Source organism: Curtobacterium sp. MCPF17_047 (assembly GCF_003234045.1).
Classification (GTDB): domain Bacteria; phylum Actinomycetota; class Actinomycetes; order Actinomycetales; family Microbacteriaceae; genus Curtobacterium.
Genome location: NZ_QKSF01000019.1, coordinates 25,429 through 49,100, shown reverse-complemented (window position 1 = coordinate 49,100; position 23,672 = coordinate 25,429). Strand labels below are relative to the sequence as shown.

20 protein-coding genes are annotated in these 23,672 nt (G+C 71.7%); 11 read left to right on the top strand and 9 right to left on the bottom strand.

The features are described 5' to 3' along the window. Positions 1 to 11: 11 nt before the first annotated feature. The 6 genes from DEJ33_RS15595 to DEJ33_RS15570 all read right to left on the bottom strand — a co-directional run bounded on the left by DEJ33_RS15595 (position 12) and on the right by DEJ33_RS15570 (position 6,388). Positions 12 to 704 (bottom strand): NUDIX hydrolase, encoded by a 693-nt coding sequence (locus tag DEJ33_RS15595; protein WP_111195476.1) that lies wholly within the window; start codon positions 702 to 704, stop codon positions 12 to 14. Further along, positions 701 to 2,320: a nicotinate phosphoribosyltransferase gene (locus DEJ33_RS15590; protein WP_111195475.1), complete on the bottom strand. Its 1,620-nt coding sequence runs from the start codon at positions 2,318 to 2,320 to the stop codon at positions 701 to 703. Before DEJ33_RS15590 ends, DEJ33_RS15595 begins: the two co-directional genes overlap by 4 nt. Further along, entirely contained in the window at positions 2,317 to 3,174 is an 858-nt protein-coding gene (locus DEJ33_RS15585) for a ribose-phosphate pyrophosphokinase (RefSeq protein WP_111195474.1), read from the bottom strand. Before DEJ33_RS15585 ends, DEJ33_RS15590 begins: the two co-directional genes overlap by 4 nt. A 54-nt stretch (positions 3,175 to 3,228) precedes the next feature. Further along, complete coding sequence (locus tag DEJ33_RS15580; protein ID WP_181437329.1) at positions 3,229 to 4,038, bottom strand: oxygenase MpaB family protein; 810 nt, start codon at positions 4,036 to 4,038, stop codon at positions 3,229 to 3,231. Between the two features lie 63 nt (positions 4,039 to 4,101). Beyond that, complete coding sequence (locus DEJ33_RS15575) at positions 4,102 to 4,407, bottom strand: hypothetical protein (protein ID WP_111195472.1); 306 nt, start codon at positions 4,405 to 4,407, stop codon at positions 4,102 to 4,104. A gap of 349 nt (positions 4,408 to 4,756) precedes the next feature. Then, positions 4,757 to 6,388 carry a RecQ family ATP-dependent DNA helicase gene (locus DEJ33_RS15570; RefSeq protein ID WP_111195471.1) on the bottom strand — a complete coding sequence of 544 codons (1,632 nt, stop codon included), beginning with the start codon at positions 6,386 to 6,388 and terminating at the stop codon, positions 4,757 to 4,759. Positions 6,389 to 6,619: 231 nt separating this feature from the next. On the opposite strand from DEJ33_RS15570, the gene sucC reads away from it, so the two are divergent. The 3 genes from sucC (at position 6,620) to DEJ33_RS17725 (ending at position 10,865) form a co-directional block, all read left to right on the top strand. Beyond that, entirely contained in the window at positions 6,620 to 7,789 is a 1,170-nt protein-coding gene (gene sucC, locus DEJ33_RS15565) for an ADP-forming succinate--CoA ligase subunit beta (protein ID WP_111078721.1), read from the top strand. An 11-nt stretch (positions 7,790 to 7,800) separates the two neighbouring features. Continuing rightward, positions 7,801 to 8,688, top strand: a complete 888-nt coding sequence (gene sucD, locus DEJ33_RS15560) for a succinate--CoA ligase subunit alpha (protein WP_110903496.1) — start codon at positions 7,801 to 7,803, stop codon at positions 8,686 to 8,688. A 200-nt stretch (positions 8,689 to 8,888) separates the two neighbouring features. Then, entirely contained in the window at positions 8,889 to 10,865 is a 1,977-nt protein-coding gene (locus DEJ33_RS17725; protein ID WP_111195470.1) for a DUF6350 family protein, read from the top strand. Positions 10,866 to 10,880: 15 nt separating this feature from the next. On the opposite strand, the gene DEJ33_RS15550 is transcribed toward DEJ33_RS17725, so the two are convergent. Next, a complete protein-coding gene (locus tag DEJ33_RS15550; protein WP_111195469.1) occupies positions 10,881 to 11,423 on the bottom strand; it encodes a hypothetical protein in 543 nt (180 codons plus the stop codon). Positions 11,424 to 11,584: 161 nt separating this feature from the next. On the opposite strand from DEJ33_RS15550, the gene purN reads away from it, so the two are divergent. The 5 genes from purN to DEJ33_RS15525 all read left to right on the top strand — a co-directional run bounded on the left by purN (position 11,585) and on the right by DEJ33_RS15525 (position 18,626). Next, on the top strand, positions 11,585 to 12,178 hold the full coding sequence (gene purN, locus DEJ33_RS15545) for a phosphoribosylglycinamide formyltransferase (RefSeq protein ID WP_111195468.1): 594 nt from the start codon (positions 11,585 to 11,587) through the stop codon (positions 12,176 to 12,178). Beyond that, positions 12,175 to 13,824: a bifunctional phosphoribosylaminoimidazolecarboxamide formyltransferase/IMP cyclohydrolase gene (purH, locus tag DEJ33_RS15540; protein WP_111195467.1), complete on the top strand. Its 1,650-nt coding sequence runs from the start codon at positions 12,175 to 12,177 to the stop codon at positions 13,822 to 13,824. Before purN ends, purH begins: the two co-directional genes overlap by 4 nt. Before the next feature lie 466 nt (positions 13,825 to 14,290). Beyond that, positions 14,291 to 16,117 carry an ABC transporter ATP-binding protein gene (locus DEJ33_RS15535; protein ID WP_111195466.1) on the top strand — a complete coding sequence of 609 codons (1,827 nt, stop codon included), beginning with the start codon at positions 14,291 to 14,293 and terminating at the stop codon, positions 16,115 to 16,117. A 125-nt stretch (positions 16,118 to 16,242) separates the two neighbouring features. Then, complete coding sequence (locus tag DEJ33_RS15530; protein ID WP_111195484.1) at positions 16,243 to 18,051, top strand: ABC transporter ATP-binding protein; 1,809 nt, start codon at positions 16,243 to 16,245, stop codon at positions 18,049 to 18,051. 116 nt (positions 18,052 to 18,167) lie between these two features. Further along, positions 18,168 to 18,626, top strand: coding sequence for a DUF805 domain-containing protein (locus tag DEJ33_RS15525; RefSeq protein ID WP_111195465.1), 459 nt, complete (start codon positions 18,168 to 18,170; stop codon positions 18,624 to 18,626). Here the strand turns inward: DEJ33_RS15525 and DEJ33_RS15520 are convergent. Continuing rightward, complete coding sequence (locus tag DEJ33_RS15520; RefSeq protein WP_111195464.1) at positions 18,623 to 19,000, bottom strand: MGMT family protein; 378 nt, start codon at positions 18,998 to 19,000, stop codon at positions 18,623 to 18,625. The two genes, DEJ33_RS15525 and DEJ33_RS15520, sit on opposite strands and share 4 nt — an antisense overlap. Then, positions 19,000 to 19,452 carry a GNAT family N-acetyltransferase gene (locus DEJ33_RS15515; protein ID WP_111078713.1) on the bottom strand — a complete coding sequence of 151 codons (453 nt, stop codon included), beginning with the start codon at positions 19,450 to 19,452 and terminating at the stop codon, positions 19,000 to 19,002. Before DEJ33_RS15515 ends, DEJ33_RS15520 begins: the two co-directional genes overlap by 1 nt. An 80-nt stretch (positions 19,453 to 19,532) precedes the next feature. Here DEJ33_RS15515 and DEJ33_RS15510 point away from each other — a divergent pair, with 80 nt between their 5' ends. The 3 genes from DEJ33_RS15510 (at position 19,533) to DEJ33_RS15500 (ending at position 23,604) form a co-directional block, all read left to right on the top strand. Continuing rightward, positions 19,533 to 20,852: an ROK family transcriptional regulator gene (locus tag DEJ33_RS15510; RefSeq protein WP_111195463.1), complete on the top strand. Its 1,320-nt coding sequence runs from the start codon at positions 19,533 to 19,535 to the stop codon at positions 20,850 to 20,852. A 198-nt stretch (positions 20,853 to 21,050) separates the two neighbouring features. Beyond that, entirely contained in the window at positions 21,051 to 21,980 is a 930-nt protein-coding gene (locus DEJ33_RS15505; protein ID WP_111195462.1) for a PhzF family phenazine biosynthesis protein, read from the top strand. Positions 21,981 to 22,245: 265 nt separating this feature from the next. Next, positions 22,246 to 23,604, top strand: a complete 1,359-nt coding sequence (locus tag DEJ33_RS15500) for an extracellular solute-binding protein (protein WP_111195461.1) — start codon at positions 22,246 to 22,248, stop codon at positions 23,602 to 23,604. Positions 23,605 to 23,672: the final 68 nt, after the last annotated feature.

Here is a 23,672-nt window from a genome sequence, read left to right as displayed (position 1 = left end):
CTCAACCGCGCTCAGTCCGTCCACGTCCAGGCTGCCGGGGGACGCCCGCCCCGCCCGGCACCGGAACGGACGACCGGTTCCGCCGCGGGGTCGAGCCGGGTCAGTGCCGGGTTCGTGCGGAGCGCCCGGTTGAGGTTGCCCGGGTCCGGTGCCACCCCGGTCAGGGCGACGACGAGCCGTGCCGCGTCCGGCGTGGTGAAGCGCTCGCCGAGCAGCGCCCGGGTCAGCGGTCCGTCCGACCAGAGCCGGGTCCGCGCGTGGTCGAGCGCTGCCGTGATGATCCGGTCGTGGTCGAACGGCAGCCCGAGCGGCAGCCCCACCGCGTCGTGCCAGACCACGGCGTCGGAGACAGCGGCCGTGCCGGCGGTGACCGCGAGGAACGCGATGCTGATCGCGGCGCTCCGCGGGTCCCGTTCGGGTCCGTCGAACGCCCCGATCTGGGCGAGGTGCCGGACCGCCGCCGCGTCCGTCCCGGTCTTGGTCCGCAGGGCGCGTCGCGCACCGTCGGCGAGGAGTTCCGGACCGTCCAGGAGCACGCCGGGCAGCGCCTCCCGTCCGACGAACGGTTCGTACCGCCGCCTGGCGGTGGCGACCCGGAGGCCACCCGGATCGGCCCCGTCACCCGTGTCGTCGAACGCGACGAGGACGACGTCCACAGCGATGAGCGGCTGGTCGCGGACCGCCGCCGGGGCGGCCCCGGTCACGCGTTCGCCGCCGCCGGGGCAGTGTCGGTGCCGGCGGCAGCTGCACGTCGGGCGGCACGGTCGGCCCGCTCACGACGGAGCGTCTCGCGGACGTCGGCGAAGGACTGGAGGACCGTGAACCGCCCGTCGACCCACACCGGCTGGAGCAGACTGGTCGCCTCGTCCTCCGGCGTCGCCTGGTCGGTCTGCCGGATCTCACCGGTCGCGTCGCGGTGCAGGGCGATCCGGCCCTTGGCGCTCTTCTTGCCGCTGCCGGTCTTCGGGTCCTTCTGGATGTCGACCGGTTCGCCGTCGACCAGGGCCCAGGTGGCCTTCACGGCGCTGCCGAGGTTGTCGCGGGTCATGAACTGGTACGTGTACGACCCGATGCCGAGCACCACGTTGTCGCTGGCGTAGCCCTTCGCGGCGAGGCGCTCGTAGATCCGGCGCGCGCGGTCGAGGGTGATGCTGTCGCCATAGATGACGCCGATGTGCTGGTCGAGGACCTTGTAGCCGCGCTCGTTGACCGTGTGGCCGAACAGCTCGTCGAGGAGTTCGACGACGCCCTTCTGCTCGTCGCTGCGGTCGGCGGCGAACAGCTCGGCCTCGTCGACGCCGTGCACGGTGCCGGTGACGATGTCGACCGGGTCGCCGGAGTCCGGGCGGATGACGAGCTTGCCGTCGCGGGCCGTGATGCGGTCCTTGAGCTGCGGGAGCACCTCGGTGAGGACCTTGAACAGGTCGAAGCCGTCGCTGACCGCCGAGACGATGCCCGTCGGGTACACGTCGAGGATCTGTTCGAAGGTCTCGAGCTCCCCGTTGGCGCCACGGACGCACATGACGCTGTGCTCGGTCGCCGGCACGCTCGCCGCCACCCAGCCGTTGTCGCCGGGGTAGTAGCGGGCGATGTGGTCGAGCGTCGGCATCGAGTCGGTGCCGAGGAACGAGAGCAGGTGTCCGGCGCCGGATGCCGCGGCCGACTCGATGCTGGTCTGCCCGCGGAACGAGAAGTCGTGTGCGGCGAAGTCGATGCTCGCCGGGTCCGCGCCGGTCCGTTCGGCCCAGTCCTCCATGAGGTCGCGGTACTCCAGGGCCTTCGTCGCGACGGTGGACGGGTGCCAGATCGATGCCGACAGTGCGGTCTCGATGTAGTTCGGCAGCCAGGAGAACGCATCGACCGTGTTCTCGACGGTCAGGGTGGCCACGCCGATCGGGGCGAGGGTGCCCTCGGGCAGGGCGCGGATCTCCAGCGGCAGGTACCCGAGCCGGTGCAGGGCGCGGACGTGGTCGACGCCGATGGAGTTCGGGCCGAAGTACCCCTCGAGTGCCTGCTGGAACAGGTCGCACACCAGCTCCTCGTCGGCGGCGAAGAACGGCGCCCACGCCTCGACCAGGAACCGCTGGACGAAGGCCTGCAGGCCGAACACGACCGCGTGCGTCGAGTCCGGCATGTGGGCGTTCGACCGGTTGGTCCAGTTGATCAGGATCCGCGTGGTGCCCTCGGGGTAGAGCTGCCGGTGCGAGTGCTTGTAGCCGTCGACGGCCAGGAGCGGGGCGATCGGGCTGGCGGTGGTGATCCGCGGGTCGAGGCCGGTGGTCGTCGTGGCGGTGGTCGTGGTCGTGCCGGCGTTCGTCATCGGATCTCCTCGGTGAGGTACGGGGTCAGGGGGACGGTGCGCAGGCCCTCGATGGCGTTCTGCGCGGGGTACGAGTCGGTGGTGACGATCTCGCCGAAGTGGTCGCCGAGCTGCGCGGCCCGGCCGGAGAAGACACCGTGCGAGACCCAGAGGCCCAGCCGCTCCTTCGGCAGCCCGGTGCTGCCCGCGAGGCCCATGAAGGTGCCGCCGCCGTCGCAGATGTCGTCGACGACGAGGAACCGACCGGTGTCGGGCAGCGGTTCGCAGCTGAAGCCGTCGAGCTTCCCGGTGTCCGGGTTGCGGTGCTTCTCGGCGCGGTACACCGGCAGACCGCAGGCGTCGGCGGCCGCGGTGGCCCGGGCGACCGCACCGGCGTCCGGGGCGATGATGCCCTGGTAGCGCTGGTCGGTGCCGGGTGCGCCGACGACCTCGTCGCGGACGATGCGGTCGCTGGTCACCACGGTCAGGTGATCGACGAGGTCGACGATGACCGGCGAGTGCGGGTCGAACGCGATCACCTGGTCGATGTGGAACCCGTTGAGGACGTCGGCGTAGACCTTCGCGCCGAACGGCAGGCCACGGTCCTGTCGGGCACCGGGCAGGTAGGGGACGAGGGCGACCGATCGCGATCCACGCTGTCGGACCGCGTCCGCCCACATGCCGAGCATCACCAGGTCGTCGCCGGAAGTGCCGCGCAGGGTCGCGACCTCGACGAGGTCGGGGGCGCCTGCGGCGTCGCTGTCGGGACCTGCGGCGACCTTGACGTGCGCTTCACCGGCGGGGAACCGCATCGTGGTGAACGTCGGGGTGACCGGCTGGCCGGAGCGGGTCCGGGTGCTGAGTTCGACTGCCATGACCCGACCGTACCACGGTTCTTGTCGTAGCGACAAGAAGTGGTTCGACCCGCTTCAGTGCGCGGAGTACCGGCGGGCGGTCCGGTGCATCGCGCGGATGAGCAGCGGCCCCGGCAGTCGCAGCAGCGCGCCGGGCAGCACCGCGCGGAACAGCCGGAGGCCCGTCACGGTCCGGCGGAAGCGTCGAGCCTCGCGCGGCCCCCACGCGAAGCCGTACTGCGACCGCACCGCCGCGGGCAGCATCCCCACCGTGACGATCCGCACGACCGGCATCGCCGCGCGCACCCATGCCGGCGCGTGTCGCGGGTGCAGCAGGTCGCGCACCACACCGCGGGCGTCGTCCGTCACCCGGAGCTGCGCGAGCGACGCGGCCCAGTACTGCTCGAAGGCCGGCATCGAGTCCGGCCACCGCTCGGCCGGGACCCGCAGGGCCGTCGCGATCGGCGCGTAGGCGCGGAGCACGTCCTCGGCCCGTGCGTCGTCGACGGGGATGCCGAGCAGGCGGTGGGTCCGGATCGCCGAGTCGACGAGCGTGGCCGCGACCCAGAGCTGGCGGTCCGGGTCGTCGGCGCCGGTCACCGGGCGGTGCGCGTGGGCCACGAACGAGGCTGCGACGGCAGCGTCCTCGGGGGTTCCGACAACGACCGCGTAGACGTACATCAGGGTGTGCGCCAGGCGCTGCTGCGGTCTCCTGGCGAAGTCCGAGTGGCGCCGGACCCCGGCCGCCACCACGGGATCGGCGATCTGCAGCAGGATCGCGCGGCCGCCCGCCGCGACGGGCGTGCTGTCGGCGAGGAACCGGCGGAGCGCGCGGCTCTGGTCGTGAGCAGGACACGGACGGGAGGCCCGGCGCACGTCGCGCACCGGGCCTCCCGTCCGTCGTCCGGTCACGGTCAGCGTCGTCCTGTCAGGTCGGCGTCGGGCAGCTCAGAGCGGCTTCGTGCCCAGGTCGCCGCCGAGGTCGGGGCGCTCGTCGCCGTGCTCCCACATGTCCGGGGAGCCCTCGTTCGGGGCGCCACCGGTCGGGCCGTCGTCGGTGCCGTCACCGAGCTGGGGCTCGACGGTCTCGCCGGCGACGGCGTCGTTCGTGACGGTCTCGAGCGCCTCTTCGGCGTCGTCGGTCTCGAAGCCGCCGACGTACTCGCGGTCGACGTCGTCGGCGCGGCCCTCGTCGTCGGAGTCGCTGACGCCGTCGCTGAACTCGTCGCCTGGGGTGATGCCGGGGTCGGACATGGTCGCTCCTGTCGGTCGTCGTGCTGATGCGTGTGGGCTCGATCTGCGGTGCGCGCCTGCCGTGCGCGGTCTGCGGTGCGCCGTCCTGCCCACCGGTCCTTGGTACCCGGGTGCCGGTGGGAGTGTGCGCGGTGCCCGGGGGACGCACCGCGTCGCTCGGCGCACCGTCGGAGCTCCGCGGGACTGATCGTGGCCGGTTCGCGCGCCGTTCACCCGGTGGACACCGACGGGTCACACTCCCGGTGTCTACTGCACGTGCTCGGGGGAGTGGAGCGCGGTCGCCGACGGGTGGTCGAGCGACCGCGCCTTCCCCCTCCCGCCCCCGGGGGGACCGCCCGCTGCGGCTGGTTCAGACCCGTTCGAGCAGGTGCCGCTCGGTGACGTCGGCCAGGGCGAGCGTGCGGTAGCCGGCGGACTCGAAGAACACCGTCAGCCGGTCGTCCTCGGTGCTCATCACGGTTCCACGGCCCCATTCGGAGTGCTCGACCGGCGCGTCCGGCGGCCACTCGGCGTCGTGCGACCCGTCCGCCCCGTGTGCGTCGGCGTCGGTCGCGGTGCCCGCGGAGCAGGTGTCGCAGTTGCCGCACGGCTCGGGCAGTTCGTCGCCGAAGTAGCCGAGCAGGAACTGCCGACGGCAACCGTTCGTCTCGGCGAAGCGACGCATCATCTCGATCCGGGACTCCTCGACCCGCTCCCGCTCCTTCGCGTGCGCCCTGGCGAGCTCGGCGGCCGCGGCGGCGTCCGCCGGGCCGTGCGGTGCCCGACGCAGGCCGTCCCGGTCGTCGACCAGCGCACCGGCGTCGACCAGGGTGTTCACGACCCGTCCCGCGGTGCGTGCGGCGAGCCCGGCCCGCTCGGCGACCTCGGAGCGGGCGACGGCGCCGTCAGCGGGCACCGCGTCGAACACGGCGCGGAGCGATGCCGGACGGGGTGAGCCCGAGGCGAAGAACCGGCGCAGCCCGAGGTCCTCCGACCGGTAGTGCAGGGTCGCGAGACCGACGTCGCCGTCCCGTCCGGCCCGGCCGACCTCCTGGTAGTAGGCGTCCACCGACTCGGGGACGTCGGCGTGCACGACGAAGCGGACGTCGGGCTTGTCGATGCCCATGCCGAACGCGCTCGTGGCGACGACGACGTCCAGGTCGCCGTCGAGGAACTCGTGGTGCACGTGCTCGCGGTCCCGCACCCGGAGCCCCGCGTGGTAGGCCTTCGCCCGCCGGCCCCTCTCGACGAGTTCGTCGGCGTAGAGCACGGTCTCGGCACGGGTGGCGACGTAGACGATGCCGGCACCCTCGAGCCCCGCGACCTGGGCGATGACGGCTTCACGCTTCTCGTCCTCGTCCGTGTGCCGCTGCACCTCGAAGCGCAGGTTCGGCCGGTCGAACCCGGTGGCGAGCACGAGGGGGTCGCGCATCCCGAGGCGCTCGACGATCTCCTTCCGGACCGGCGTCGACCCGGTGGCCGTCATCGCGAGCACCGGCGGACGGCCGAGGCGTTCGACGACCTCGCCGAGGGCCAGGTAGTCCGGACGGAAGTCGTGCCCCCAGCTCGAGACGCAGTGCGCCTCGTCGACCGTGACCAGCGCGACGCCGGCGTCCCGGAGTCGGTCGACGACGTCGTCCTTCGCGAGTTGCTCCGGGGCGAGGAAGACGTAGCCGGCATCTCCGGAGGCGACGGCCTGCCACGCGCCGTCGAGCTCCCGGTGCGCCCGGGTGGCGTTGATCGTGACGGCACGGGGCGCGTCCGGGTGGTCCTCGATGCCGACGACCTGGTCCTCCTGCAGGGCCACGAGCGGCGAGACCACGACGACCGGGCCGTCGAGGGCCAGGGCGGCGACCTGGTAGATCGCGGACTTGCCCGAACCGGTCGGCATCAGCGCCAGGGCGTCGCGTCCGGCGAGGACCGCGTCGACCACGGTCTCCTGGGCATCGCGGAGTTCCCAACCGAAGACGTCGGCGGCACGGGTACGGAGATCGTTCTGCACCCGATCGACGGTGCACGATCGGGCCTGGTCGGTCGCCCGGAGACGGCGTACCCCGGACGACGTGGGTCCGAGGCGGCCTGGGCCGCGCGTTCCCCGCCGGGCACCGCGCGTCCACCTGCCAGCGCTAGGCTCGGCTGCGGCCGTCGTCTCGACATCGAGCGACCCTCGATGAGGAGGACGCGACCGGATGACCGATGCCGATCGCACGAACCGTGCGGGAAGAAGAACAGCGTGGATCTTTTCGAGTACCAGGCCAGGGACCTCTTCGAGTCCTACGGCGTCCCTGTGCTGCAGGGCATCATCGCCGACACCCCCGAGCAGGCGAAGGCGGCGGCCGAGCAGATCGGCGGAGTCGTCGTCGTCAAGGCGCAGGTGAAGGTCGGCGGTCGCGGCAAGGCCGGCGGCGTCAAGGTCGCGAAGACCCCCGACGAGGCGTTCGAGCACGCACAGGCGATCCTCGGCCTCGACATCAAGGGCCACACCGTGCAGCGCGTGATGGTCGCGCAGGGCGCTGACATCGCCGAGGAGTTCTACTTCTCGGTGCTGCTCGACCGCGCGAACCGCTCCTACCTGTCGCTCGTCAGCGTCGAGGGCGGCATGGAGATCGAGCAGCTCGCGGTGGAGAAGCCCGAAGCCCTCGCACGGGTCGAGGTGAACCCGCTGACCGGGATCAACCAGGAGGCCGGGGTCGACATCGCACGCCAGGCCGGGTTCCCGGACGAGCTGGTCGACCAGGTCGCGAGCGTCTTCGTGAAGCTCTACGACGTGTTCGCGGGTGAGGACGCCACCCTGGTCGAGGTCAACCCCCTCGTCCGCACCGGTGACGGCCAGATCCTGGCGCTCGACGGCAAGGTCACGCTCGACGAGAACGCCGACTTCCGCCACGAGGGACACGGGGCACTCGAGGACACCGCCAGCGAGGACCCGCTCGAGGCCAAGGCGAAGGCCCACGGCCTCAACTACGTCAAGCTCGACGGCCAGGTCGGCGTCATCGGCAACGGTGCGGGGCTCGTCATGTCGACGCTCGACGTCGTCGCCTACGCCGGTGAGCGTCACGGCGGGGTCAAGCCCGCGAACTTCCTCGACATCGGTGGCGGTGCCTCAGCAGAGGTGATGGCCAACGGCCTCGACGTCATCCTCGGTGACCCCCAGGTGAAGAGCGTCTTCGTGAACGTCTTCGGTGGCATCACGGCCTGCGACGCCGTCGCGAACGGCATCGTCGCCGCCCTCGGCATCCTCGGCGACGCGGCCACCAAGCCGCTCGTCGTCCGCCTGGACGGCAACAACGTGGAAGAGGGCCGACGGATCCTGGCGGAGGCAGCGCACCCGCTCGTCACCGTCGCCGCGACCATGGACGACGCGGCCGAGAAGGCCGCCGAACTCGCCGCCGCAGCGGCCTGAAGGGACTGACCATGTCGATCTTCCTCAACAAGGACTCCAAGGTCATCGTCCAGGGCATCACGGGCGGTGAGGGCACGAAGCACACCGCCCTCATGCTCAAGGCCGGGACGCACGTCGTCGGCGGTGTCAACGCCCGCAAGGCCGGCACGACCGTCACCCACGGTGACGTCGAGCTGCCCGTCTTCGGTTCGGTGCGCGAAGCCATCGACACCACCGGTGCCGACGTCTCGATCGTCTTCGTCCCGCCGGCGTTCGCGAAGGACGCCGTGATGGAGGCCATCGACGCCGAGATCCCGCTGGTCGTCGTCATCACCGAGGGCATCCCCGTGCAGGACTCCGCCGAGTTCTGGGCGCACGCCAAGGCCCTCGGCGCGAAGACCCGGATCATCGGGCCGAACTGCCCCGGCATCATCACCCCCGGGGAGTCGCTCGTCGGCATCACCCCGGCGACGATCACCGGAAAGGGCCCGATCGGTCTCGTGTCGAAGTCCGGCACCCTGACCTACCAGATGATGTACGAGCTGCGTGACCTGGGCTTCTCGACCGCCATCGGCATCGGCGGCGACCCGGTCATCGGGACGACGCACATCGACGCGCTCGCCGCGTTCGAGGCCGACCCCGAGACCGAGGCCATCGTGATGATCGGTGAGATCGGTGGCGACGCCGAGGAGCGTGCCGCCGACTACATCAAGGCGCACGTCACGAAGCCGGTCGTCGGGTACGTCGCGGGCTTCACCGCCCCGGAGGGCAAGACGATGGGCCACGCCGGCGCGATCGTGTCCGGTTCCGCCGGTACGGCCGAGGCGAAGAAGCAGGCGCTCGAGGCTGCCGGCGTCAAGGTCGGCAAGACGCCGTCCGAGACCGCCGCGCTGCTGCGCGAGGTCGTCGCGGCGAAGTAGTCGCAGGCCCCCTGCGGACGGGAGGCGCGGTGCCGGCTGGCACCGCGCCTCCCGTCCGTTCGTGGTCGGGCTGGTCCCCGCGACACCGGTGTCCTCCGATCGCGCCGCGCCCGGACGCGGTGCGGCTGAAGAGCCCCGGTGTTCCGGCGGAGCCGCGCGGCACCCGCGAGCGCGGAGGTGGCCGCCGTATCCTCGCTGCGATGAACCGCCTGGGAACCGCTCTGCTCGCCGTGATCGAAGCGATCGTGACGGTCGGCGTCGGCGTGGGCATCGCGCTCGTCCCGCTCACCCTGCTGTGGGCGTTCGAGTACGGGCTCCAGGTCGACTGGGACGTGTTCTGGACCGCTGCCGGCAACGTCTGGCTGATCGGACACGGCGTCGACGTGACGTTCACGCTCGGGGCCGCCGCGGCGAAGGCGACCGGGTTGTCCGGAGCCTCCGCGCCGATCGGGGTGAGTCTCGCCGCCCTCGGGTTCGCCGTCGTCACCGCCTGGCTGGGCGCGCGCGCCGGACGTCGGTTCGCCGAGACCGAGCACCGCGTGACCGGCATCCTCGTCGGGACGGCCGCTGTCGCCGTCCTCGGGCTCCTCGTCGCACTGAGCTCGACCAGCGCAGCCACGCACCCGACCACCTGGCAGGCGGTCGTCGCACCGGCGCTCTGGTTCGGGATCCCCGCGGTCGTCTCCGCCGAGGTCTGCCGTCGACGCAGAGGCCTGGCCGCCGACCCGGTCACCGCGCGCATCGTCGACCTGGTCGACCGGATCCCCACCCTGTGGCGGGTCGTCGTCGGCTTCGGCCTGCGCGCCGGCACGGTCGCGACCGCATGCGTCGTCGCCGTCGCCGCAGTGCTCGTCGGACTCGTGCTGCTGGTCTCGTTCGCCGAGGTCATCACCCTCTACGAACGCTCGCACGCCGGACTGGTCGGCGGCTTCGCCCTGACCGTCGGCCAACTCGCGTTCATCCCCGACTTCGTCGCCTGGGCCACGGCCTGGCTCGTCGGCCCGGGCTTCGCGATCGGCACCGGTTCCGCAGTGTCCCCGATCGGCACGGCACTGGGGCCGGTGCCGGCGATCCCCGTCCTCGGTGCGCTGCCGACCTCCGGGCACACGTTCGGACTCGTCTGGATCCTGGTCCCCGTCGTCGCGGGCTTCGCGGTCGGCGGGCTGATGCGGCCGCGCCTGGTGCGGATGCTCGGTGCCGCCGACTCGGCGCTGTACCGGGCGATCGGTGGTGTCGTGACCGGACTCGTCGCGGGCGTCGTCATCGGTGGCCTCGCCTGGATGTCGTCCGGCTCCGTCGGACCCGGGCGCCTGGCCGACGTCGGACCGCATGCGCTGGCCGTGGGCGGGTTCGCCGCGCTCGAGGTGGGCATCCCCGCCCTCATCGCGCTCGCGATCGGCAGTGACCTGGTCCGGCTGCCCGAGCGCTCGTGGATCGGTGAGCGCTGGCACGAGACCGAGGACGACCTCGCCACCGCCGACGCGACTCCGGAGCACGGCTCGCTCATCGCCGCGCTAGAGTCCGCCGGCGCCGGACGCACCACCGGAGTCCATCGGTTCTCGGTCGACGAGCAGCACGACGCGGTGACGACCGCGCACGCGGAGACGGACCGATCGCCGAACGCCGTCGACGAGGACGAGGACGACCGCTCGGCGGACGCAGCGCCCGCACCCGCCCCCACCGCCGTCTCGACCGCTGCCGTCGCCACCGACGTCGACCTGCCCGACTGGGCACGGACCGACGCCGTCGCGGCCGAGCGCCTCGACGACCGCGCAGCAGCAGCGCCGGCCGTCGGCAGCATGCGCGCACGCCTCCGGGCTGCCGCGTCCGGTGCCCGCGACCGTGCCGGCGACCTCCGCGACCGTGCGAGTGGCCTCCGTGACCGTGCGGACGACCTGCGCCACCGTGCGGGCGGTGCCGGTCGTCCAGCGGACGAGTCGTCCACGAACGCCGCGGCCGGTCCTGCGGAACGGCGGGAGGCACCTCCCGTCCCGCGGACGGACGAACAGCCGGCCTTCCCGTGGAGCACCGAGGAGTTCGTCGCCGGCCGTGACGACGTCGACCCGGAACCGCCGGCGCGACCCGCGCCACGGGCGACGACCTGGGACACGACGGACCAGATCCCCGAGGACGAGCTGCCATGGTGGCGGAAGCCGAAGGGCGACGACGACGCCTGAGCGAAGGTCAGCCGGTCACCTGCTGGCCTTCGTCATCGTGACGGGTGAGCCGAAGTAGTTGATCTGCCCGGCGCCGACGGTGAGCGCGCCGCCGCTCCACGTGAAGCGGGCGTTGCGGCCTCGGGCGGCGGCGCTCTTGATGCGATTCCACGTTCCGGTGAGCGATCCCACGCCGGTGGAGGCGCTCGGCGAGTTGCTCGTGTTCATCACGCACAGGCTGTCGGCACTGCAGCCGGGTGCGACGAAGGAGAGTCCGCGAGACGCCGGCCCGAGGTCCACGGCCGCGACGATCGTCGACGAGGTGCCTTCGGTGTACGTGGCGACCACGTGTCCGGTGTCGACGATCCGATCGATCTCCGCGGCGGACTGCTTCCCTTCCAAAGCCTGCAGCGCACTGAGGACCGGGTCCGCCTCCTGTGCGGCTGCTGCAGCAGCAGCGGCGGCAGGAGTGTCGATGACGGATGCGGCGTCGGCGGGATGCGTCGGCACGAGTGCGCCCGCGAAGGAGACGACGGCCGCGAGACCGGCGATGGCGAGGGGAGGGAGGGAAAGGATCACGATGACTCCGGATCGTTGCGTCGAGGACGAGTTGGGCGAGGATCTGACGCTACACACTCCAGTACCAGATGTCACCGCGGACGACCGGTGACGACGATGGACGCCGTACGGTCAGCCTGCCCACGCGCCCGGCAGCACCCGCCCCCGCTAGGCTTGTCCCCGTGCTCGAACTGGTCGTCCTGATCTCCGGTACCGGGTCGAACCTCCGAGCCCTGCTCGAGGCGACCCGTGATGCCGAGTACCCCGCCCGCGTCGTCGCGATCGGGGCGGACCGTGACGCCGAGGGCCTGCAGCTCGGCGAGCACTACTCGATCCCGACCTTCACGGTCCCGTACACCCGGTACGCCACCCGAGCCGAGTGGGGTGCAGCGCTCGCCGAGCAGATCCGCCCGTGGACGCCCGACCTGCTCGTCCTGTCCGGGCTCATGCGCCTGCTCCCGCCCGCGGTCGTCGCCGAGTTCGGGCCGTCGGTCATCAACACCCACCCCGCGTACCTGCCGGAGTTCCCGGGAGCGCACGGCGTCCGGGACGCGCTGGCCGCCGGCGTCACCCAGACCGGCGCGAGCGTCATCGCGGTGGACGACGGTGTCGACAGCGGTCCGGTCCTGGCGCAGGAGCGCATCCCGGTCCTGCCCGGCGACACCGAGTCGACCCTGCACGACCGCATCAAGCCCGTCGAACGTCGGCTGCTCATCCAGACCGTCCTCGACATCGCCAACGGACACATCGACCTGAAGGGCACCACCCCCGCATGAGCGTGCACGCCGCCGACCCCAGCCTGTACCGCGACCGGGACGTCGTGCCCGTGCGTCGAGCCCTCATCTCGGTGAGCGACAAGTCGGGGCTGCTCGAGCTCGCCGGCGCGCTCGCCGACGCCGGCGTCGAACTCGTCTCGACGGGCTCCACCGCGCAGACCATCCGTGACGCCGGGTACGTCGTCACCGACGTCGCGAGCGTCACGGGCTTCCCGGAGTCGCTCGACGGCCGCGTGAAGACCCTGCACCCGGCCGTGCACGCGGGCCTGCTCGCCGACCTGCGGCTGGAGTCGCACGAGCAGCAGCTCGCCGACCTGGGGATCGCCCCGTTCGAGCTGGTCGTGGTGAACCTGTACCCGTTCGTCGAGACGGTCGCCTCGGGCGCCGACACCGCGACCGTGGTCGAGAACGTCGACATCGGCGGCCCGGCGATGGTCCGCGCGTCCGCGAAGAACCACCCGAACGTCGCGATCGTGGTGTCGCCGTCCTCGTACGCCGAGGTCGTCGAAGCCGTCCGTGCCGGCGGCACGACCCTGGAACTCCGCAAGCGTCTGGCCGCGCAGGCCTTCGGTCACACCGCGGCGTACGACACCGCGGTCGCCAGCTACTTCGCGTCCGAGGTCGTGGCCCCGTCGGCAACGTCGGCGACGTCCGCGGCATCAGAGCACGACGGCCAGGAGGCCCCCAGCGCGTTCCCGGAGCACCTCACGCTGTCCGCGGACCGAACCGCGACGCTCCGCTACGGCGAGAACGCCCACCAGTCCGCGGCGCTCTACACGAGCACGAACGGCACCGGGATCGCCCAGGCGACGCAGCTGCACGGCAAGGAGATGTCGTACAACAACTACGTCGATGCCGATGCCGCCGTCCGTGCTGCGTACGACTTCACCGAGCCGGCCGTCGCGATCATCAAGCACGCCAACCCCTGCGGCATCGCGGTGGCGGCGCCCGACGCCGGTGACCCGATCGCCTCGGCGCACGCGGCTGCCCACGCCTGCGACCCGCTGTCGGCGTTCGGCGGCGTCATCGCGGCGAACCGGACGGTGACCCGTGGCATGGCCGAGACGATCGCCGACATCTTCACCGAGGTCGTCGTCGCTCCCGCGTTCGACCCGGAGGCGCTCGAGGTCCTGTCCCGCAAGAAGAACATCCGGCTGCTCACGCTGCCGGGTGACTTCGCCCTCGCCGAGCGAGAGGTCAAGCAGATCTCCGGCGGGTTCCTCGTGCAGGACGCCGACCGCTTCACGACGTTCGACCAGTCCACGTGGACGCTCGTCTCCGGCGAGCCGGCCGACGAGCAGACCCTGGCGGACCTGGCGTTCGCGTGGAAGGCGAGCCGCGCGGTGAAGTCGAACGCGATCCTCCTGGCGAACCAGGGCGCGAGCGTCGGTGTCGGGATGGGGCAGGTCAACCGGGTCGACTCGTGCCACCTCGCGGTGAACCGGGCCGGGGACCGCGCTGCCGGTTCGGTCGCGGCGTCCGACGCGTTCTTCCCGTTCGCCGACGGCCTGCAGGTGCTGCTCGACGCGGGCGTCCGTGCCGTCGCCCAGCCCGGCGGGAGCGTCCGCGACGACGAGGTCATCGCGGCTGCGACCGCTGCCGGCGTGACGATGTACTTCACGGGCGAGCGGCACTTCTTCCACTGAGTCCAGTTCGACCCCGCGTCGACCAGGGCGCAACCGGCACGAGATCCTGGTTGCGTCCTGAGAGTCGCTGCCGATAGTCTGCAAGGCTCCGCGACCTCATCGCTGACGACTTCTCAGGTCGGCAGCACCGCGGGCACGACGGTGACGACGACGAGACTGGAGTGACGATGGGCACGACGACCGGCACCACCGCAACGGCTGCCCGGACGCGATCGACGTCCATCGGCACGGCCGCTCCCGGCGTCCCGACGCCGCCGTCCGCCTAGGCGCACGACCGGCCCCACCCGCCCCACGGGCGACGTCGTCCCAGCGGCGCCGACGGAACCGGAGGGACGCCGCGCGCCGTCGCGGTGGACCCGAACGGGCACCCGGCCGACCAGACCACGCAACGCACCCCGGGCCTCCCGTCCGGTCAGACGCAACCTGACCGCACCGGCGCCCGTACGAAGCACGAGGACGCACACGCATGTCCCAGGTACACCACCGGGAACCGGCGCCGACACCGGCGCGCCCATCCACCGCCCGCGCCATCGCGCGCATCTGGCCCTACGTCAAGCCGTACCGATGGCGGCTCCTCGGCGGGATGCTGGCAGCGCTCGGCGCCTCCGTCGTCGCGCTCGTCATCCCCTACGTGCTGCAGGCGCTCGTCGACGGACCGCTCGCGTCCGGTGACGGCAGCCGCATCTGGCCCGCCGGACTCGGCGTGCTGGCGCTCGGCGTCCTCGAGGCGTTCTTCATCGCCTCCCGTCGGAAGATGGTCATGCGGCCGTCGACCCGGATCGAGGCGAGCATGCGCAACGCGCTGTACGCGAAGCTGCAGGACCTGCCGGTCGCCTTCCACGACCGGTGGGAGTCCGGGCAGCTGCTGTCCCGATCGGTGTCCGACCTGTCGCTGATCCGCCGTTGGCTCGCCTTCGGGATCGTGCTCCTGGTCGTCAACGTCGTGACGATCGTCATCGGGTTCGGTGTCCTGTTCACCTTCGGGTGGCAGCTCGGCCTGATCTTCCTGGTCGCCTCGATCCCGGTCTGGGTGAACAGCGTGCTGTTCGAGCGCAAGTACTCGGTCGTCGCCCGACGCAGTCAGGACCAGGTCGGGGACCTCGCGACCAGTGTCGAGCAGTCGGTGCACGGCATCCGCGTGCTCAAGGCGTTCGGCCGCGGTCGGTACAAGCTCGACGAGTTCGCCGAGCAGGCCGAACAGCTGCGCGGCACCGAGATCGAGAAGGCCAAGGCGATCGCGGCGATCTGGTTCTGGCTGCTGCTCGTGCCGGACGTGGCGTTCGCGCTGTGTCTGCTCGCCGGCATCTGGCTCGCCAGCCAGGGGGAGCTGAGCGTCGGCCAGCTGTTCGCGTTCTTCGCGACGGCCACCGTGCTGCGGTTCCCGATCGAGTCGATCGGCTTCTTCCTGTCGATGACGTTCGACACCCGCACCGCCGTGGACCGGTTCTTCGAGGTCATGGACTCCGAGAACACGATCACGGACCCGGAGTCGCCGAAGACGATCGCAGAACCCCACGGGGCACTCGCCTTCAACGCGACGCACTTCCGCTACCAGGACTCCCCGGCGCAGTTCCCCGACCTGGTGAACGGCGTCGAGCTGCAGCTGCGTCCCGGCGAGACCATGGCGCTCGTCGGCCTCACCGGCTCGGGCAAGACGACCCTGCTGGCGCTCGTCCCGCGGCTGTACGACGTGACCGGCGGATCGGTGACGATCGACGGCGTCGACGTCCGCGACCTGTCCCGCGCCGAACTCCGTCGGCACGTCGGCGTCGCGTTCGAGGACGCCACCCTGTTCTCGTCGAGCGTGCGGGACAACGTCCTGCTCGGTCGGCCCGACCTGTCCGGGGACGAAGCCGAGCGGGTCATGCGCGAGGCGCTCGACATCGCGCAGGCGTCCTTCGTGGACGACCTGCCCGAGGGTGTCGACACCCGCGTCGGCGAAGAGGGGCTGTCCCTCTCCGGCGGTCAGCGACAGCGCCTGGCGCTCGCCCGGGCCATCGCGGCGCGGCCGAGCGTGCTCGTCCTCGACGACCCGCTGTCCGCGCTCGACGTCGACACCGAGGCACGCGTCGAAGCGGGGCTCCGCCGGGTCCTCGCCGAGACGACGTCACTGATCGTCGCCCACCGCCCGTCCACCGTGACCCTCGCCGACCGCGTGGCGCTCATGGAGAACGGCCGCGTCACCGCCGTCGGCACCCACTCGGAGCTGATGGCCACCAACGAGCACTACCGCTTCGTCATCTCGTCGCTCGACGACGACGACGCCGAGGACCGAGAGGAGGCGATGGCATGAGCAACGAGACCGACCACGACCAGCCCCTGACCGTCGACCAGGAACCGACGGGAGGCTCGGTGCCGGTGGCGCAGGTCGGCACCGGCACGCAGGCGGCCGAGGCGGCAGCTCCGGTCACCGCGTCCATCACCGTCCACGGGACACGTGGCGAGGAGCGTGAGGACTTCACGAAGGCCGAGAGCCGTCGGCTGCGCCGCCGGTCGCTGACGCTGCTCAGCTCCCTCGCGGCACCGCTCAAGGCCCGGCTCTGGGGCATCGCGGTCGTCGTGGTGCTCTCCACCGGTGGACAGGTCGCCGGCCCGACGCTCATCGCGTGGGGCATCGACAACGCCCTGCCCGCCGTGCTCGACCGTGACGACTGGATGCCGGCGTTCCTCGTCGTCGGGCTCTACATCACCATCGCGATCGTCGGGGCGGTCCTCACCGCCTGGTACACGGTGCTGGCGGCCCGGATCAGTCAGGCGATCCTGTTCGACCTCCGGAAGCGGGTGTTCCTGCACACGCAGCGGCTGTCGCTGGAGTTCCACGAGACGTACACGTCGGGACGGATCATCTCCCGGCAGACGAGCGACCTGGACTCCATCCGGGAACTGCTCGACTCCGGGTTGAACCAGCTCATCCAGGGCGTCCTGTACATGGTGTTCACCGCAGTCGCGCTGGTGTTCCTCGACCCGACCTCGGGCCTGGTGCTCGCGATCGCCCTCGTCCCGCTGTGGTTCCTGACCCGGTGGTTCCAGCAGCGCTCGCAGCAGCTGTTCCGCTCCACCCGGACGACCAGCGCCCGTGTGATCGTGCACTTCGTCGAGACGATGACGGGCATCCGCGCGGTGCAGGCGTTCCGCAAGGAGTCCCGCAACGAGACCGAGTACGGCGTCCAGGTCGAGCAGAACCGGCAGGCGAACGCCCGGGTGTTCAACCTGTTCGGGATCTTCGACCCGGGCCTGGTCCTCATCGGCAACGCCACCCTGGCTGCCGTCGTCATCGTCGGCGGCTTCCGGGTCGTCGGTGGATCGCTGGAGATCGGCGCGCTGCTCGCGGTCGCCCTGTACGCCAAGCGGTTCTTCGACCCGGCGCAGGAACTGGCGATGTTCTACAACAGCTACCAGTCGGCATCCGCGGCGATGGAGAAGATCTCCGGCGTGCTCGAGGAGCGGCCGAGCGTGCCGGACCCGACGAAGCCGACGAAGCTGCCGGACGCCCGGGGTCGGATCGACTTCGACCACGTGGAGTTCGCGTACACGGCCGACCGGGTCGTGCTGCCGGAGTTCGACCTGCACATCCCATCCGGGCAGACGATCGCCCTGGTCGGGTCCACCGGTGCCGGCAAGTCGACGCTCGCGAAGCTGATGGCCCGGTTCTACGACCCGACCTCGGGCACGGTGACGCTCGACGGCGTGGACCTGCGGGACCTCGACCCGAAGGACATGCGCCGCGCCATCGTGATGGTGACGCAGGAGGCGTACCTGTTCTCGGGGTCCGTCGCGGACAACATCGAGCTCGGTCGACCCGGGGCCTCCCGTGCGGAGATCGAGTCGGCGGCGAAGGCCGTCGGCGCGCACGAGTTCATCATGGCGCTGCCGGACGGGTACGACACCGACGTCAACAAGCGCGGTGGCCGGGTGTCGGCGGGGCAGCGCCAGCTGCTCTCGTTCGCCCGGGCCTTCCTCGCCGACCCGAAGGTGCTGATCCTCGACGAGGCCACGGCGTCGCTCGACATCCCGTCGGAGCGTCTGGTGCAGGAGGGCCTGGAGACCCTGCTCGCCGACCGCACCGCGGTGATCATCGCGCACCGACTGTCCACGGTCGCGATCGCCCACCGGGTGCTCGTGATGGAGTACGGCCGCATCGTCGAGGACGGCACGCCCGCCGACCTCATCGCGGGGACCGGACGGTTCGCGCAGCTGCACGCGGCCTGGCGCGACTCGTTGGTCTGACGACCGCTGCGCTCTGCCCCGCCACGCCCATCGCGCCCCGTTCCGACGGGGCGCGATGTGCGTCCGGGGGCGCGTCCCGTCCGGAGTCCGGCGGGACGGCGTGGTTGGGTGGGGGGATGAGCGACAACGACGTGCAGCCGGGTGGTGTCGCCCTCCGCGATCCCCTCTACGGAGCGCCCTTCGCCGAGGCCGTCCGACGGTTCTGGCGGAAGTACACCGTGTTCACCGGCCGGGCCTCGCGCGCCGAGTTCTGGTGGTGGTGGCTGACCTCGTTCGCGATCGGTCTGGTGCTGCAGCTCGTGCCGCAGGCCTTCACCCCCGATGCACCGCTGCTCGAGAACCCCGTCGGGTCCTACCTGTTCGTGCTCTGGGCGCTGATCACCCTCATCGGCGGGCTGGCACTCGGCGCTCGGCGGCTGCACGACGCGAACCTGTCCGGGTTCTGGCAGTTCCTGCACGTGCTGCCGGGCATCGGGTCGCTCGTGCTGTTCGTGATGTTCCTGCTGCCGCCGAACGCGAAGGGCACGCGGTTCGACGTCCGGCCCGGCACCGCGACGACCACTCGGAAGCGCTAGCCGCCGAGGCCGTCGGGCTCGTCGGGCTCGTCGGGCGGACCGTCGTCTGTCCAGCCGTCCCCGGACGGCGACCAGCGCGCCCGCCGCATGTCGAGCCTCCAGGACGCGCCGTCCCGCGACCACCGGAGCGGCGTGCCCTCGACGCGGTACTGCTCCAGTGCGCGCGCCTCGTGGTGGACCGGCGGCAGCCCGCCGGAACGGACGACCCGCCACCACGGTAGGTCCGAGCCCTCGTGCGCCATCACCTTGCCGACCGCGCGGGACGCACGCGACCCGAGCACCGCGGCGACGTCGCCGTAGGTCATCACGTGCGCCGGCGGGATGGCCCGGACGACCGCGGCGACCTCGGCCCCGAAGTCGACCGGTTCCGGCACTACAGCGTCAGGGCCGCGAAGTGGTCGCCGTACTGCGTCTCACCCACGACGGTGAAGCCGATGGCCTCGAAGAACGCCTCGGGGCTGCCGGTGCCCGGCTCGTAGACGACGGTGAGGCGCTCGAAGCCGCGCTTGCGGGCCTCCTCCGCCAGTCCGTGGACGGCGAATCGACCGACCCCGCGCCCCTGCGCGTTGGCCGCGACGTTGACGCGCCAGATGCAGCTGCGGAGTTCCTCCTGCGCGTTCTCCGCGTCGAAGCTGCCGACGATGAGGCCGACGACCTCGTCCCCGTCCAGGACCACGCGGGGCCAGGCGGCGCTCGGCTTGACGTCCGACTCGGCCTGCGCGTACGAGGTGGGCTGGACGAACTGCTCCTGCCCCGGCTTCAGGGTCAGGGAGTTGGCCGCGGCGACGGTCGCTGCGGAGAGTTCTTCGAGGCGGAGGTCCGTCATGTCGGTCAGGGTAACGGTGCAGGCGGGTGAGAAGCCAGCGATGCGCCGGAGCCGTCGTCACACGGCGGTATGGTCGCGGGATGGCGGAGCATCGGCGTGGGGCGAACCTGCCGTCATTGGGTGGGTTCAACCGCACGGTCGTGCTGGATGCCGTCCGCCGGTCGCCGGAGGGCCTGAGCCGCGTCGAACTCGCGGCCCGGACGGGCCTCAGCCCACAGACCGTCTCGAACGTCACGCGGTTCCTCATCGACGCCGGCATGATCGTCGAGTCCGGAACTGTCGTCTCCGGCCGCGGCAAGCCGCGCACGATCCTCAGACTGGAGGCGCGGAGCCGGTTCGCGATCGGCGTGCACGTCGATCCCGCCGTCGTCACGTACGTGTTGCTCGACCTCGCCGGCGCGGTCGTCGCCGAGTCGACCACCTCGACGCCGAGCGCCGAGGACCCGGACCAGGTCGTCCGCACCATGGCCGCAGCCGTCGACGGGCTCGTCCGCCGGTCCGGCGTCGCGCCGGACACCGTGCTCGGGGTCGGCATCGCGTCGCCCGGTCCGATCGACGCGGCCGCGGGTGTCGTGCTCGACCCGCCGTTCCTGCCGCGATGGCGGGACGTGGCACTCCGGGACGCCCTCGGCGACGCCACCGGCTACCCGGTGCTGCTGGAGAAGGACGTCACGGCGGCCGCCGTCGGCGAGATGTTCCTGGCGCGGGAGTCCGCGGCCCGGGACTTCGCGTTCGTGTACTTCGGCACCGGCTTCGGCGTCGGGCTCGTCGTCGACCACGAGCCCGTCCGGGGTGCGGGTGCGAACGCCGGGGACGCCGGACACATCATGGTGGACCAGGGGTTCCTCGCGGGGACGCCCGACAGTGCCGGTGGGCGTGGTGAGGTCGGGGCGACGGTGACACCGGACCGGCTCGTGCGGATCGCCGTGGAGCGCGGGGTGGACCTCGGCGGCGCGGGCGTGGGCGCGGGTGCGGGCAGCGCGGGCGCGGGCGCCGGCGCGGGCAGCGCGGGCGAGGCCGGGGCGGGCGTCGCGGTGGACCTGGCAGCCGTCGACCGGGCGTGGGACGCCATCGGCGCGGCGATCGCGGCCGGCGACCCGGTCGCGACGACGTTCGCGGCCGAGGTCGGCACCGTGATGGGACGGGCGGTGGTCGTCATCGTGAACCTGCTCGACGTGGACCGCGTGGTCTTCGGCGGACCGTTCTGGTCCCGGATCGCGACCGCGGCCCTCCCGGCAGCCGCCGCGGCGATCACCGGGTCCCCGATCCTGGTGCCGAAACACCCGGTGACCGTGGTCGAGAGCCGACGCGGCACGGACGTCGCCGCGGTCGGGGCGGCCTGCCTGGTGCTCGACGCGGCGCTGTCGCCGCGGGCGAGCACGATGCTCATCGCGCACTGACGGCGGCGCGCCGGGTCCGGTGCGACCGTTCGTCCGGTTCGACCGGTCCGTCCGGTGCGACCGGCGTGGATCCGCGCTGAGCGACACCCTTCGCGTCGGTCAGCGCGAGCGGGGTCGCTGAGCGCGAGTTCCGGCGTGCGGTCGACGGCGGCACGTGCGGCGCTGGGTGCGGGCGGGTGCCGTCGGTACGCTCGGACGGTGCAGCCCGTCGAGGTCCTCCGGTACACCGCGTTCGCCGACCCGGAGGCCGGTGGTACCGGCGGCAACCCGGCGGGCGTCGTCCTCGACGCGGCCGGACTCGGTGACGACGAGATGCTCGCGATCGCCCGACGCGTCGGGTACTCCGAGACCGCGTTCGTCACCGGCGTCGTCGGCGACCGGGTCCGGGTGCGGTACTTCTCGCCGGCTGCCGAGGTGCCGTTCTGCGGCCATGCGACGGTGGCCCTCGCGGTGGCGATCGCCGAGCGGCAGGGGGCGGGTCGGCGGGTGTTCGCCACGGCCTCGGGTGACGTCGTCCTGCGGGCGAGCGACACCACGGCCGGTGTCCAGGTCGCGATGACCAGCGTCGGGCCCGCGACCCGGGGCCTGCCGGACGAACGCCTGATGCCGCTGCTCGCGGTGCTCGGCCTGACGCTGGACGACCTCGACGCGGGGCACCCACCACTCGAGGCCTTCGCCGGCAACTGGCACCCCGTGCTCGTCCTGGCCGACCAGGACCTGTTCCACCAGTTCCGGTTTGCGCCCGACGTCCTCGCCGAGCTGATGCGGCGGAGCTCGTGGCCGGCGACCGTCACCGTGCTGCACCCTGTCGGCCCGGGCGAGACGGCCGGCCCGGGGGAGACCGGGGGTCCGGGGAAGATGACGGGTGCCGGTCCCACTCCGGCAGCGGGCCCGGCCGTGTACGAGGCGCGGAACCTCTTCCCGGTCGGCCGCATCACCGAAGACCCGGCGACGGGATCGGCGGCCGCGTCGGTCGGCGCGTACCTGCGGGCGGTGGGACGGGCCTCCGCGGGCGACCGTGTCGTCATCCGTCAGGGTCGGCATGTCGGACGGCCGAGTCTGCTGCTCGTCGACGTGCCGGCGGCTGGTGGCGTCACCGTGACCGGCGGAGCCACGCCGATCCGGTAGCGGCCCGGAGCCGGCTGGCCGGCGGGGCGCCCGCGCGCCCGGCCGGGTTTCGCGCCCAGCGACACCGCTCGGGCTCGGGGCCGCGAGTTCTGTCGCTCAGCGCGAATCTCGGCGGACGCCCGCGCGCACCCCGCCCCCGGGCCGCAGGTCACGAACCGGGCGCACTTTGCGCCCATGTCTTGACAACGTTTAAGTCCATACGGTGGACTAACTGCGCAACGCGGGCAACGGAGTCCGCGACCTTCACCCGTGCAAAGGAGCACCGATGAAACGCACCCGCATCATCGCCGGACTCGCAGCCGTGGCAGTCGCCGCAGTGGGTCTCGCAGGCTGCTCGAGCTCGGGGTCCGCCTCGAGTGACACCATCAAGATCGCGTACCAGAAGTACGGTGCCTTCCAGCAGCTCGACGCCCAGATGAAGGTCGTCAAGAAGGAGTACGAGAAGGACAACCCGGGCAAGAAGGTCACGCTCGTCCCGATCCAGGCCCAGGGCAACGACTACTACACGAAGCTCGCGTTGATGAACAAGGCCCCCGCCACCGCGCCGGACGTCATGTACGAGGACACGTTCCTCGTCAAGGCCGATGCCGAGGCGGGCTACCTGCTGCCACTCGACGAGTACACGGACAAGTGGGACGAGTGGGACCAGTTCTTCGACAACGCCAAGCAGGCCGGGCAGGGTGACGACGGCAAGGTCTACGGCGTCCCGATGGGCACCGACACCCGAGCCCTCTGGTACAACAAGGACGTCTTCAAGGAGGTCGGTCTGCCCGTTCCGTGGCAGCCGAAGACCTGGGACGACGTGCTCGCCGCCGCGAAGACCATCAAGGACGAGAAGCCCGACCTCATCCCCTTCAACATCTACTCGGGCAAGGCGCAGGGCGAAGCGTCGACCATGCAGGGCTTCGAGATGCTCCTGTACGGCGCGGACGGCCCCGGCAACACGCTGTACAAGGACAAGAAGTGGGTCACCGGCTCGAAGCAGTTCCAGGACTCGCTGCAGTTCGTGAAGGACGTCTACCAGGGCGATCTCGGCCCGACACCGCAGCAGGCGCTCGACACCAACGTGGGCACGACCATCGCGCAGACGTGGTTGCCCGAGGGCAAGCTCGCGATCGACCTCGACGGCTCGTGGCAGTCCGGCACCTGGCTGAAGTCCGGCACCGCCCCGTGGGCCGAGTGGAACGACGTGATGGGCCAGGCGGCCATGCCGACCCAGAACGGCCAGGAGCCCGGCTACAACAGCATGTCCGGTGGCTGGACCCTGGCGGTCGGCGCCAAGACGAAGAACCCGCAGGCGGCGTTCGACTTCATCACCACCTTCCTCAGCAAGGACGGTTCCCTGAAGTACGACTCCGAGAACAGCCAGATCGCCGTCCGCAAGGACGTCGCCGAGGACCCGGAGTACACCGGCGCCAACCCGACGTTCAAGTTCTTCTCAGGCCTCGTGGAGCACACCAACTTCCGCCCCGCCACGAGTGACTACTCACAGATCTCGAACGCCATCCAGGTCGCCATGGAGTCGGTGATGACCGGACAGCAGTCGCCGAAGGAAGCGGCGGCCGCCTACGACGACGCCGTCGTCGGCGTGGTCGGCAAGGAGAACACGGTCTCGGCGCGCTGACCGGACCGGGCCCTGACCCGACCGTCGTCGGACGGGAGGCGCGGTGCCAGCCCGCACCGCTCCTCCCG